Genomic DNA, 12,591 nt, shown 5'->3' with positions numbered 1-12,591 from the left:
AGCGCGAGCCGTCGCCAACACCAACAAAAATAGCACTGACTGTGATTGAAAATGTGCCATCGGGCCTGCCAAGCCCTCATATTCCACGGCAGCAACGCCGCGACATCATCCACGGTTTTCGCCGTCGGCAAGTCGCGTTCCGCCAGCACTTTGTGGAAGACCACCCGATGGCCCGCAGTCCGAATGCGCTGGGCTAGGGAACTATGCATTGACCATTGCACACTTGTTATCTATGATGACTCGCCATGGCTATCCATCTCAAAACCCTTGGTCTCAAGCTCGCGAAGTATCGCGAACAGCTTGGTGAGACGGTGGAGGCCACTAGCAGCGCGACCGGGATCGAACCCACACGGCTCGACCAGATTGAAGCCGGCCAGTTAGAGCCGACCGGGGACGAGGTGCTCATCCTCGCCGATCATTTCAAGTGCGACTACAAATTCTTCATCTCGAACGACAATGTCGCACCCTTCGAGCAGACCGAAACGCTATATCGATCGGCCAGCAACGAGTTCACGCCGGAGGACAAGCACGCTATCCAGGAATTTCTATACCTCTGCGACACGGAAGCCTTTTTGATTGCCACGCTGGGGCGATCGCAGCCGGTGTTTGAACTTCCCTCCCCTGCCGGCGGCGCCGCGCAAACACCCGAGGTGGCGGCCGCTCAGGCGCGCGCCGCTTGCGGCCAAGTCAACAATCTTGAGCTCCCGGACATCTACAAGGCCGCTCGTGCGCTTGGCGTCAGGATTTTTCGCCGCAAGTTGGGCAACTCGAACATCTCGGGTCTTTTCATCATGCACCCGGTAGCGGGCAAGTGCATCTTGGTGAACAGCAGCGAGGACATCTATCGGCAAAGGTTCAGCGCCGCCCACGAACTTGCGCACGCCCTTTTCGACGCCGACCAAGCCGCAAGCGTCTCACTCAAATCTATCCACGGCGATCAACGCGAGATCCGCGCGAACAAGTTCGCGTCCAACTTCCTGCTGCCAAAGACGCTGCTGGAAAAACTGCCGAACCCGCAGCAATGGTCGGAAGCGGAGTCGAAGGAATGGGCCAACAAGCTCAAGGTAAGCTGCGCCGCCCTCGCTTACGCGCTCAAATCGGCTCGGCGCATCACCAGCGCGCAATGCGACGCCATGGTGGGTTATCGCGTCTCGCGCGAACGGAAGGTAGATCCCGAGTTGCCGCCAAGCCTGACGGCGGCTCAACTGGATCGAAAAATGACATTACTTAATCTTGGGCTTTCGGATTTCTACGTGGAAGTCTGCTTCGACGCATACCAGGCCCATCGCATTAGTCTTGGGCGCCTCTGCGAAGCGTTGCTGTGCAGCCCGTCGGAAATGGCGGAGCTCTCCTCTCTCTATGGGCGGTCGATCAATGTCCACTGACCCGTCCCACTTCCATCCCGTCAATGTGACCGACACTTGTTCGGTTTGGAACGTGCTATCGTCGAATGCTCTTTATGAAGCTGCAAGAAACGCGGGTTGCCTGTTCTGCGTGACGGCTTTCGTGCGCTATGAGCTCCTCGACAAACCCAGAAAAACGAGCCATGAGGCCGACCACGAGCTGAAGCGCCGTTTGCGTCGGGAGCAGACCGCGGGCCGTTTTGAAACCCACCCCTGCACGATTGACGATCTACAGGCCATCGGGCTTCTTGAAGATCGGCGCGCGCTTGGAATAGGCGAACTGTCATCCATCGCGTTCGCTTTGAAAATTCGCCAGGGGTTTCTTTCCGACGACAAGAAGGCATTCAATTTGGCCGTCGACCGTGGAATCGTCGCGTCGCATACAGTGCCCGATCTTTTGGAGTGGCTGGTTTTCACCGGCGGCATGTCCGATGCGGAGGCGATCGCCGCAATCGAGGAACACAAATCCTTGTCCCGCTCACTGGCGACGCAGCTGAATAACGCGCGCGAGCGGGCCTTGGCTTATTTGTTGAACCTTGCTCGCGCTTCACAGATTGTTGATTAAGAACATTAATCAGAAGGTCGCGAGCCGAAGCTGTATTGGGGAACGGGGAAATCCCCCTTACGGGCTCCGCTCGCGCGGTTTCGCAAGCCATGCAAACATATCCGCAATTGATTGGAAATCAAGTATGAAGGTGCAAGCAAATACATTTGGCACAGAAGATCCAAGGCTCTATGGCAACGACGCGGACCTCACTCTGTTTTACGACGAGACGAACAACATTCGAAAACTGCGTCTAAAAGCATCTGGTCTCAACGACGACAAGAACGACAATTTCGTGCTCGGCGGCATCGTCTTGAAACCTGGCCAAGTCATGGCGGATATCAAAGACCTACGAAAAATTCTCTACATTCAGGACAACGTCGATGAGATCAAATTCGACCTTGTCGCATGGGGGAGTTTTGAACGCATCCTCGATTCTAGAAAACTGACCAAGGTGTTTTCATGGCTTATCGAGCAAGACATCGGCATCCACTACGTGAACCTCAACCTGTTGAACTGGTCGATCTTGGACATCGTTCAATCCATCATCTCAGACGAGAAATTCAGGCAGTTCATGGTTGTCCATCGCGAATTGCAAAACGAACTCTACCAAGTCGCGATGACCGACTTGCCGGCCTTCCTGTCCATCATGAGAAGCCATGGTTACCCGAACATACAACGAAGCTCCACATCGGCGTTCTTGGTCGATTTGAGGCGGTTCATCCAGACACATTGGCCGACCCACGCCAGCCAGTGGATCACGACGTTGGACGAAATCCTGTTGAAAGCGCAATCCTTGCCGGAACTCGCGTTCCTTGTTGACGAGAAGGAAGGAGTGCTAATCGACAGCTTCGACGTATTTTTCCTCAATCGCATATGCATGTTCAAGAACTCCCGCCACGTGTTCGACGAAGAGGAGGAGGTTCAGGAAGGGATTGGCCATTACCAAATCATGGACGGCGAGCGCGTAATAGACTTTTCGTTCGTCAACTCGAAAGCCGTCGACGAAATACAAGTGTCGGACGTGATCGTCGGTTTCTTGGGCAAATACTTCTCCTACATCGAGAAAACGCCCATTCAGGTGTTGCTTCGCAAGCGCAAAGATCTGACTTCCACCCAGTCTCAGAACCTAAAACTCTTTGGCAAACTCATCGACATATCCGACGCGCTAAGCAATGCTTTGTTACATCGAATCACAACCGAGGAAAGTGACTGGAAAAGCGACCTATTTTTGCATGGATCCCCCTCGCGATAAGGCGGTCGGCGCGACGGACAAGATCGGCGTCTGCGGATCATTCGCCAAGTTCAATTCGACGCTCTGTTTCGCCGCGAGCGGCACTGATCGCGGGGAACGCGCCGGACAGCAGCGTATCGATCGCGCAATAGACGCGGCCGTTCTTGAAAATATTACCCGTCCTCACCTCGGACGGAGGCCGCATCGCCGGTCCCAGTTTGTAGACGAAATTATCCTTCACGGTCTTGGGCCAATGTCGATTCGCCTTCGACAGGTCCCCGACGACTTCGAAGCTCCCGTCATGGTGGACGGCTTGCAGCTTTCCACCGTATCGAAAGCCGACGTAGTTTGGCGGTTGACTCGACCAGACCGCTGTGATCTGGCAATGCGATCGAAGTTCCGTTGACGCGAACCAAAAACTGAGGGGCATGCAGAAACCGGGCTGAAAGAATGTCGCGCACCCGGTCTGGATCCGGCAAATGGCGATCGACGCGCACCGTCAGGCGGGTGCCGTGGCCCGCGCGGGCGAAGGCCATCTCGCTGTCGATCTTGAACGGCGTTTCCTGGCTATGGGTGCTGACGACAAACTTGGCCCCTTGCCTCCGTGCCAAGTCTCGACCTCGTAAAGGTTCGAGAAGCACAACATTCCGTGGAGCCCGACTCCATTGCGACCATAGGCGCGCCTGCGACATTCGGCCCGCTCCAGCGGAAACTCGACGTTTTGGCTTTGATGCTTGATCCGGTCGTAGGAGAGCTTCATCCAACTCCCCTGGAATTGCGTCGAACTCATGCCATGGCATCGTCGACGATCACTAGGTTGAGCAGGCGCGTCGGTGGGATGGTTATGTCAACCGAGGACGCGCCGGCGTCCCAGGCATTGGCCACCAATTCGGTCAAGGCGCCCTCAGGATCCTAGGCAATACGGCCCAGATTTCTTACAAGGTAATCGTCCTCGAACAGCGAGCCGAAGATTTGCTCGACTTTCTTGTCGCGTGGTGACATGGAATGGCCTCGGATGATTAGCGATTCAAATTATAGCGGCTTGCAGCGCACGCGTGGCCACCACGGATGAACATGGCTGACTCCGGAGTGGGCGTTGTCGCGATGCTCCGGATGCAAACGAAGGCGAACAACTCGCTGCACCACATCGCGGTCCTAGGCCGGCGGATCCACAATCCATTCTTCGTAATCGGCCATTACCAATTCGGCGCGCTTCATCATAGGAGCCATGAACGCCTTCCGATCGGGATGAGTGTAGATTTCGGGCGCAGCATTTGCAGCGTCGAGCAGCTCCTTGAATTTGACGAAACGCTCCTCCCAAGGCATGTCTTCCCCCTCGGCAGCCATCGCTAGGATCATCTTTCGGTGGATGTCTTGATTGCGACTTTGCCCTACCTTGTCCATGGCCTTGAAGAGCGCTAGGAGAAAAGCTTTGAGCTTTTCGATGAGGGCGAGCTTTTGCTGCTCTGTAAACTGGAGGGCCGTTAGAAGTTCGAGCGACTCCGCGATCTGTCGAGGCGTCCTGGGCTCCGAGGGCTTCCCTCCCTCTTTCTTCTTTCTAGGCTCCTTCGGTTCGGGCAACTCTTCGAGGCCCCAGCCCTCCGCCTCCTCGACCATATCGACTTCGAACACGGCGGCTATTCGGTCGTCCGCATCCCGGGTTCTGGCCGCCAGATGCGCGACGACTTGGGCAGCGAATGCTGCGCGTTGTTCGTCGCCGTGGCGCGCCAACTCTGGACGCGCGAAGTCCAGGATGCCCCTGAGCCTTGACCGCGACGACAGCCACGACGCGCCCATCTGCCGTAAAAAAATTGCGCGTGGCCTGTCGCGATCCACCAACCGCTCGAGAAAGTCGGACAACGCAGTGGCCGACGCTCCATCTTTTCCGCCATCGGGCGCGGCTTTCCAAGCTTTCCAATTGACCAGCAAGTCCGCATCTTTGAAGAACGCGCAATAGGCCGCGTCCATTTTCCTCATCAAGTCCAAAGCGTCGAAAGCCGAAACGGTCAGCCCCCCGTATTTCGCAAAAACTTTCGGAAGATTTTTTGAGACGACACCATCGTGTGAGAAATCGACGATGAGGCAATCATTCTTCCACTTGCGGGATCGATTGATCCGACAGGCCGTTTGGAACAAGAGAACGTCATCCATTCCGCGATCGATGAAGACCGTATGCAAAGTCGGCTCGTCGAAACCGGTCAAAAGTTTGTCCACCACGACGATAATGGAATTGCGGACTTTAAGCCCCGACTCGCTTTCAATGCCCTTGCGTCGGAACGCATCGATGATCTGCTCTTGATTGCGCCCACCGTTCCGGGACGCGCAACTGGGCTCGCCTTGCTTGTCCGTGAAGAGGACGAGGACTTCGATCTTTTCCAAGGTCATGGCATGCCCCGCAAAGCGCGGATCGTGAGCCAAGGCGCGGATTTCTTCTTGCAGCGCGGATTGATACGCGATAGCGGCTTTGATAGAATGGGCGGCAAAGAGAGCCTTTCCTTCGCCGAGCGCGCGCCCGCCCACGGGACGAATCGCCATCATGGTCTTCGCCGCAAAAACCAGCGCGGCCTGTCTGGCCACCATGCGCTGGCGCGCCTCGCTGCCATAAATCTCGTCGACCGATGGTGGCCGAAGCATATCGTCGGGACCAAGGCCGGCAATCGAAGCGGTTACCTTGTAGTCGATATGGTCCCCAAAACGAACGATGTTCTGAATGGGATTGAGAATCACCTTCTCCCGGATGGCTTGCGCCATGGTGTAAGCGAAGTAAGGAGCCCACCGGATGTCGTCGCCAGGCGACGCTGGCGAGCGCCACTCGCCGATCCGGGCAAGTATTTCGTCTTTAGGCGTAGCAGTAAGCCCTATGATCAAATTGCGCTTCGCCCCCACCGGCCGAATGGTCCCCCACTCGTCAAAGACCTCGATGGCCGCATCATGCAGCACCCCGTTTTGCGAACGGTGAACTTCGTCGATCACAAAGGCGACGCGCTTGGACAGCATTAGCGCGGCCAGCTTTGGGTCGTCCGCCGCAAAGCGCTTGAGCGATGGGAATTTCTGGATGTTCACGACGACGACGCGCGCGCCATCCTCAAGGGCTTCCCGCAACTGGGAGAAGGTCTCCGCCTCAGACACGATGCCGCGGGTCGATTTAAGCCGCGCGGCTTCTTCCGCAACGTTCTTGCGCAGTTCGGTGCGATCGGTAAGCAAGATGCATGCGTCGAAAAGCGGGGCCGCAGCCTTGCTGCGCGCATCGGGCATGTCGGCGAGGGCTTGGGCGAGCCAAACCATCACATTTGTCTTGCCCAAGCCGGCCGCGCCCTGCAGGAGAATCGAATGCGAATCAGCGCCATTTCGATGCAGCATTGTGTCGGACACAACCTTGTCGACCTTGGCAGGATCGAGCTCGGGCAAATCGACGGCGAGACGTTCGCGGATCATCGTCTCGCTGAGCTTCGGCACCTGCTCATGGGCATAGAGCTCCTCGACCCGCCTCAACGATTGAAACAACATGGCCCGCTGGGCAGCGCGCGGTCGGAGTATTTCTACCCCAGTGGTCGTTCGCTTTGGGCGCACTTGGTTAAAGTAGAAGACCTCCCGGTCGATGCCGTCGATTGGGTGGAAGAGCGCGGTCAAGTGATCGGCCAACGAAGCGCTTGGCGACTTGTCCCGAATGTCCGCTGCCGGCGAAAACGCGTCGACCAAGCGCGAAGGAATGCCCGAGTCAAGCTCGACGCGGTCGTCGCGTTCAATAGCGTCATCCACGTCGGCCAGCACCCAGTCCATATCTTGGATGGTCAACAGGCCGCCCATGTCGACGCTGCTGATATGGACTGCCTTCTCATAAAGGCAAATGTCCTGCCGGATGCGATTCTTTTCGCCGACCGGCATCGAGCGGCTTCGAAAACCTGGCCATTTTCCGCCCGCGTGCTCCCATCGCGCCCTCGCCTCACGCAACGCGGCAACCGAGGCTTCTACGCAGTTGTGAGCGATCTTCTTGCGACCGTGCGTCGCGGCGGTCTGTCCCGTCTGCGCAGTTTTCAACTCGGAATAGGCGAAATAGACGCCATTGACGAAAAAGACGCAATCAGGTCGACGTCGAACGCGACCATTGGTGAACGGGAAGAGTCGTTCAAACGTGGCTTCTGGAATGGCCCGGAGCGCATTGCGCGCGAAGGCATCCGAAGCTTCGGAGCTAGCTCCCGCGCGCGGCGCCTCGTTCCAAAGCGAGAAAGGCTGTTCGCGAAAAACGATCGACTCTCGCAAGACGAACGCGGCGTTCGCAGCGCTTTCGAGCTTCGGCAACAACGCCTCGTCGATGAATGCATCGAGGCACTCCTCGTCCGTGTCGAAGCGCTTGGCGACCTCTCTGAACGCCAAGGCATTGAGCTCGTTCCCCGCCCTGAGAAATGCCAACAGGTCCGAGCCGACAATCCACCGCCGTCCATCGATGTCAGAGGCCTTCCCCAAGATCCAATCCAACTGTCCAGACGAGCTTCCGGTGAGAAACGGGAGGAACACGCCGTTCTGAAAGTCGCTTTCTTTGAATCCGTGAGAAGCCATAACTTCCTTTCTATGCTGCGGCGAGATGTCGCCCAATTTTCGGTGAGCGACTGGACGGCGCGGCGTTGGAAAGTCCAGTAACCGCCTCATGAATCAGAGCTCGGCGCTGTTCCGTCACGAGCTTGGCCATTTCGACGATGGCTTCGTCTTGCAAATCGATCGCCTTCAACCTTCGGTCAAGCTCGTCGGAAAGTCGAATCTGCTCGGCCAATGGCGGGAGAGGAATTCGAATGTCCTTGAACTCGTCCCAGTAGAGGCGGAGGCGAAAATCGATGATGCCGCGTGAACGCCGTCGCATCTCCTCAACGCCCGAGCTTGTCCTTAGCATGTGCTCGATGAAGCGCGGCTCGACCTTGCGACGTGGACGGGAAACGACATAGGCAGGGCTGACCAAGCCATCCACGCGGGAGACGCCAAAGCCGCCCTGCCAAGCCCGCATTTGGTTGTAGACGATGTCGTCGGGCCTGACCCTCTTGTATTTGCCGCGATTCTCGCTGCGAGCCACTTTTCGGTCCTGCTCGCCATCGACGAGCTCCTTGTCACTGATGCCACGATGGATCGACACACTCAGCACTGGGAGTCCTTCCCCGCCAAAGATCGCCACCTGCTTGAACAGATGTCCTATTCGATCCAAATGCCAACCCTTGGGCACTTCGCCGTGCCAAGCAGGCGCATCCAGTCCTCCAGGATTGCGCGACGGATGAGTCAACAGGACTTCCTCGCGGAGGCTCTTCTTGATCTCGGAAACGGCCTCGCGACGCAGGGAAAGCAATTCCAACTGCCGGTCGACCGAGATGAGCTTGAATTTGAGGTCGCGCACGATTTGCGCTTGCACAGGTTTGGGTGGCAGCGGGATCCGTCGCGAGCTAAGGATGCCCCAATCCACCCGCGGCATCTTAGCCCCCGCGACCTCGTCGCTGATATGGTCGATAAAGCCCTTCGACAGCAGAAGGAAACAAAGAAACATCGGATCGACAGCCGGCGTCGGGATCATGGGAAGGAACTCGGTCGAGACCGCGAGCGTGTCCCCCGCCATGAAGACCTTAGCAAGGTATGGACGCAATTTTCCAAAGCAAATGGTCCCTGGCGCCACGACGTTGAATGTAGATACGTCCTCGTCGAGAGGAACCGGGGAGGCGACGCCGGTCAGGGCTTGGACGTGTTCAAGGCCGGCATAGAGCCGAGGCTCTCCCAACTTCGACACTCGTGGAAGGTGGACCACATCCTTGAGCCTGACGTCCTGCCAACCAGTCGGCATCGACGCCATCCAAGCCGGCGGCGGCGAGCGATGCAGCGCCACCATCAACGCGTTCCCTTGCGTGGTTCTTCGAACGCCGCCTGCAACCTGATCATCTCCGCGCTGAACTCGCCAATTTTTCGGGAGAGATCGACGCTTGACATGACCCTAGGCGGCTTTGGGAATACTCGATTGAAATTGACATCGCAGCCAACTTTGGATGCGACGCGCGAGCAGGGTTCGGGCACCCATTCGCTCAAAAACGCGCCGATCAATTCCTCGTTCTCGACTGGATCGGATGAGAATTGCGTAGATTCGAAGTCCTTTTCGAGCAAAGGCGTGGTTGAGACAGAGATCGTCGCAAATTTGCCTTTCTTGGTCGACGTAGCCTTCGCCTTGATCGATATGCGCCCCAGCCCCAACTCCTTGGCGCGCCCGGACATAATTCGGACGACATGCCCACTCTCCGTGTCCGCGATGTATCCATCCTCGCTATCCAGAGCCCGCACGTCAATTCGCGCGGCAGTTTTGGTCCATACGTTGACGAGAGCGCATGCGGACTCGACCGACGAGGCAATATCGGAATGGTTTTCAATCCGGCCATTCCGGACGCGCACTTCATGCGCATCGATGAGCAATTCGAATTCATCGAAGGGGACGGGAGCCACCTCGCTGATTGAGCGCCCCTTCTCGTCAAGCCTACGGACGAGAATTTCCACCTTGTTGTGTAGGAGCTGGTCAACGGTCATCACGCGCGAGATCGGCCCGTCCGCGTAATCGAGGAAGGCGCCAACAATCCGAGCACGATTGCCCGCATCGATCTCGCAGTTCTTCTTGTTGAGGTTCCGCTTGAGCTTAGTGAATGCCCCCTCCGCGTTAATCAAAATGACCTTGCCCTTGCGATTTGCCGGCTTGGCTTTGTTCAAGACCCATACATACGTAGAGATGTCGGTGTTGAAGAATTCGCCGCGCGGGAGTTGGATGATCGCTTCGACCAAGTCCAACTCCTGGATCAGCCATCGTCGAGTCTCCGATTCCCCTCCCCCGGCGCCGCCCGAGAAGAGGGTTGAACCATTGTGGACAACCGTCGCGATTCCGCGCTCAGCTAGGTGATAGGCAGCGTGCTGGAGAAACAAGAGTTGGCCATCCGATACAGGAGGCATGCGGTGTTTTGCAAAGCGACCGGACGCATCCGCCTCGATCACGCTCTTGTGATCCTTCCAGTCGCCGCCGTAAGGGGGATTAGCAACGATTATATCGAACTTTTCGGACAGGAACAGGTCGTTCGTCAGGGTATTGTCGTGTTCGATGCGGGCGTCATGGCGAAATCTAGCTTCGATCGCGGACAGGGCGAACAGCGTGTCGTTGAGCTCCTGCCCGTAGGTGCGAACAGAGAGCTGCGGAAAAGCGTCGCGCATGGCGTCCTCGGAGGCGAACAAGAAGTTGCCCCCGCCACACGTCATGTCGTATATTTTGGCGATCCCATCCCGGGGATGGCTGTCGCGCTTCCACATCTCAACCACGAGGTCGTTGGAGAGTTCGATGACGTCGCTTGGGGTGTATTGCTCACCAGCAGTTTCCGCCGAAATATCGCCCCATTTCCGCTTGATATGCTCCTCGATCGTAGTGACTTCCGAATTGGTGAACGGCGTCAAGTCGATCGCGGCCCATCTTGCAGCGAATGCGTAAAGCGGGCTATTCGGCCGGGAAAATAAGTCGGAAGCCTTGCCTTGAATATCCAAATATTTCGGCGTCCCCTCGGCATACCCAAGGCCGAGCAATCGTTTGGTGTCCGGATCGTATAGGTTGAGGTGCGATATGAGCCGGTTGCGGAAATTCCCGCCCGGCACGGCGCAGGTCTCTTTCAATCCTTTATCCAAGAGAAGCAATTCGGGATGGTAGCCCTTGTTGGCCGCCTTGGCTGCAGCTTCGAGCCAATCTTGATGATCCTGATTGCCGTCATCGAAATCCACGCCGGTGGCCAATTGGAATTCCACCAGCCTTTCGGCCTTGAAGCGACGAAGCCGCGATTCAAGAAGCATCAGCGCGAAAAATGGCATCATATAGCTAGGGAAGTCCCCTTCTTTGATTCCCGCGCCGCGAAGCGTGTCCGCCGTCTTCCAGATCGTCTCGGCATTCGCCAAGAGCGCCGCCCCGATTTTTTGCACCATGTAGCCCTCAATTCCAAAGTTCGACTTGCGTAATCGAGCATTATAGCAACGGTCAGCTCCCATATGCCATTGCCGACCGAAGGTGACACTGCCTCATCCCTACCCGACTTCATCGTATGGAAGGGCAGCAAGGTCTTCTGCTTGGACTCCAAGGGCGCCCTCTTCTTCGACGCCGTTGCATGTAAGCTATTGGACATCCACGAGGTAGTAGTGCGAATGTTTTTTCCAAGGTTATATATCAATAGGAATCAGCAAAAGCTTCAGTTCAACAAATGAATTATGATGTTTCTCTATATGAAAAACAGGTGGAATTGGCAGAACAAAATTGCCGCCCTGAAATACAGGATACGCAAGGACCCCCTTCCCACATCCAAAGCGAGTGGCATAGGCAAGCATTTGGTAAACATCGCTTTCTTGCACTCCCCAATCTTTTGCCGCAGGCTCTATCGTTTTCCACTTTGCGTCGACAACCTGCTCCGGCACTGCCCCAGCAGACTGATCATCTTTTCTCCACACAATCACATCAGGGGTGAGCCTGAAGACTGGTATGCCGGCATTCGATGCTGCCACTGAGCCCACTGGTGGATTAATACTCGCCAAGTGCCTTGCGGTGCCATGGCGTCTCGCGACCAGATAGTCTTCAAGATTTTTCTGAGTGTGGATTTCAACCCAACGCTCAAACAGCTTCTCCATATCAAAGAGCAGTGATGGAGCCTCGCTGTCACCGGAAGATAAGGTGGGGCTTTGAAGGCCTAGAATGACCTTAGCCCAACTCAGTGCCTCGTCGTATCGTTTGGTAGATCGGTTACGTGCAAATCGGTTGATAACAGCGACCGTAATGCGCCTCCCTGAAATCGCGGACAGCATGGACCTAGCCTCAAGCCATAAGCGATGGGTCTTTGCCGATAGCACAAATTTACGGCACACAAGCAAGGCAGCAAGCAGTGCTTGGTTATATGGATTGTCCGCGGAAAAATCATCATGGATGCACCTGATCAGACCGTTTCTACCAACGCCCGAAAGCTGCGTCTCTACGAACATCAGCCGCCCACGCAATGCCGGCGAATCAGAAATTTTTTCGACGTAGCCAGACTTTAGCCCGCCATGAGCGATCCGAAGCACCTCATTGAGAAATGCCCGGACAAATACGTCCAGCAACGATAGTTTCGCCAAGTCCTGGGCGGCGCTATCCAAAATCGAGAGTTTCAAATCCTGATTACTCGCCAGCATCCGCAACAGAGCCAGCCTCGCCCGCTCTTCCTCTTTTGATCGCTCAGGATTCTGCATATCGTCTGCCGACCAAATTTTGGGCAATATTTCCAACACCTGACCACTAGGCAATCGCACAATCCCGCACATCTGATAAAGCTGAATACCGCCGATGACTCTACGGCAAAATCTTGGGCGTGTTTGATTCATACCTTCTAACGCAGCAGCTGAGGCTT

General features: G+C 56.3%; 10 protein-coding genes. 3 read left to right on the top strand and 7 right to left on the bottom strand.

Annotation, left to right across the window (positions count from 1 at the left end):
* Nucleotides 1-245: 245 nt before the first annotated feature.
* The 3 genes from IGS58_RS11075 to IGS58_RS11065 all read left to right on the top strand — a co-directional run bounded on the left by IGS58_RS11075 (nucleotide 246) and on the right by IGS58_RS11065 (nucleotide 3,202).
* A complete protein-coding gene (locus IGS58_RS11075) occupies nucleotides 246-1,385 on the top strand; it encodes an XRE family transcriptional regulator (protein WP_230521378.1) in 1,140 nt (379 codons plus the stop codon).
* Entirely contained in the window at nucleotides 1,375-1,968 is a 594-nt protein-coding gene (locus tag IGS58_RS11070; protein ID WP_230521377.1) for a hypothetical protein, read from the top strand. Before IGS58_RS11075 ends, IGS58_RS11070 begins: the two co-directional genes overlap by 11 nt.
* A 124-nt stretch (nucleotides 1,969-2,092) precedes the next feature.
* Nucleotides 2,093-3,202: a DUF3800 domain-containing protein gene (locus IGS58_RS11065; RefSeq protein ID WP_230521376.1), complete on the top strand. Its 1,110-nt coding sequence runs from the start codon at nucleotides 2,093-2,095 to the stop codon at nucleotides 3,200-3,202.
* Nucleotides 3,203-3,239: 37 nt separating this feature from the next.
* Here IGS58_RS11065 and IGS58_RS11060 read toward each other — a convergent pair whose 3' ends face one another.
* The 7 genes from IGS58_RS11060 to IGS58_RS11035 all read right to left on the bottom strand — a co-directional run bounded on the left by IGS58_RS11060 (nucleotide 3,240) and on the right by IGS58_RS11035 (nucleotide 12,565).
* Nucleotides 3,240-3,422, bottom strand: a complete 183-nt coding sequence (locus tag IGS58_RS11060) for a hypothetical protein (protein ID WP_230521375.1) — start codon at nucleotides 3,420-3,422, stop codon at nucleotides 3,240-3,242.
* Nucleotides 3,423-3,480: 58 nt separating this feature from the next.
* Nucleotides 3,481-3,822 carry a hypothetical protein gene (locus IGS58_RS11055; RefSeq protein WP_230521374.1) on the bottom strand — a complete coding sequence of 114 codons (342 nt, stop codon included), beginning with the start codon at nucleotides 3,820-3,822 and terminating at the stop codon, nucleotides 3,481-3,483.
* Between the two features lie 145 nt (nucleotides 3,823-3,967).
* Nucleotides 3,968-4,078: a hypothetical protein gene (locus IGS58_RS29230; protein WP_442908361.1), complete on the bottom strand. Its 111-nt coding sequence runs from the start codon at nucleotides 4,076-4,078 to the stop codon at nucleotides 3,968-3,970.
* A gap of 258 nt (nucleotides 4,079-4,336) precedes the next feature.
* Entirely contained in the window at nucleotides 4,337-7,738 is a 3,402-nt protein-coding gene (locus IGS58_RS11050) for a type I restriction enzyme subunit R domain-containing protein (RefSeq protein WP_230521373.1), read from the bottom strand.
* A gap of 10 nt (nucleotides 7,739-7,748) precedes the next feature.
* Nucleotides 7,749-9,041: a restriction endonuclease subunit S gene (locus IGS58_RS11045; RefSeq protein WP_230521372.1), complete on the bottom strand. Its 1,293-nt coding sequence runs from the start codon at nucleotides 9,039-9,041 to the stop codon at nucleotides 7,749-7,751.
* The gene (locus tag IGS58_RS11040) at nucleotides 9,041-11,146 is read right to left on the bottom strand and encodes an HsdM family class I SAM-dependent methyltransferase (protein WP_230521371.1); all 2,106 of its coding nucleotides are present in this window, start codon (nucleotides 11,144-11,146) and stop codon (nucleotides 9,041-9,043) included. The genes IGS58_RS11045 and IGS58_RS11040 overlap by 1 nt, the downstream gene beginning before the upstream one ends.
* Before the next feature lie 231 nt (nucleotides 11,147-11,377).
* Nucleotides 11,378-12,565: an McrC family protein gene (locus tag IGS58_RS11035; protein WP_230521370.1), complete on the bottom strand. Its 1,188-nt coding sequence runs from the start codon at nucleotides 12,563-12,565 to the stop codon at nucleotides 11,378-11,380.
* Nucleotides 12,566-12,591 lie beyond the last annotated feature (26 nt).

The sequence above is a fragment of the Janthinobacterium sp. EB271-G4-7A genome, assembly GCF_020858075.1.
In the GTDB taxonomy this organism is placed as follows: Bacteria; Pseudomonadota; Gammaproteobacteria; order Burkholderiales; family Burkholderiaceae_D; genus Janthinobacterium; species Janthinobacterium lividum.
Note: the sequence above shows the minus strand (reverse complement) of the source record. Positions and strands in the feature narration are given on the sequence as shown.

Coding starts and splice junctions, on each gene's coding strand:
- IGS58_RS11075 (WP_230521378.1), top strand. CDS start 246: ATGGCTATCCATCTCAAAACCCTTGGTCTCAAGCTCGCGAAGTATCGC.
- IGS58_RS11070 (WP_230521377.1), top strand. CDS start 1,375: ATGTCCACTGACCCGTCCCACTTCCATCCCGTCAATGTGACCGACACT.
- IGS58_RS11065 (WP_230521376.1), top strand. CDS start 2,093: ATGAAGGTGCAAGCAAATACATTTGGCACAGAAGATCCAAGGCTCTAT.
- IGS58_RS11050 (WP_230521373.1), bottom strand. CDS start 7,738: ATGGCTTCTCACGGATTCAAAGAAAGCGACTTTCAGAACGGCGTGTTC.
- IGS58_RS11045 (WP_230521372.1), bottom strand. CDS start 9,041: ATGGTGGCGCTGCATCGCTCGCCGCCGCCGGCTTGGATGGCGTCGATG.
- IGS58_RS11040 (WP_230521371.1), bottom strand. CDS start 11,146: ATGGTGCAAAAAATCGGGGCGGCGCTCTTGGCGAATGCCGAGACGATC.
- IGS58_RS11035 (WP_230521370.1), bottom strand. CDS start 12,565: ATGAATCAAACACGCCCAAGATTTTGCCGTAGAGTCATCGGCGGTATT.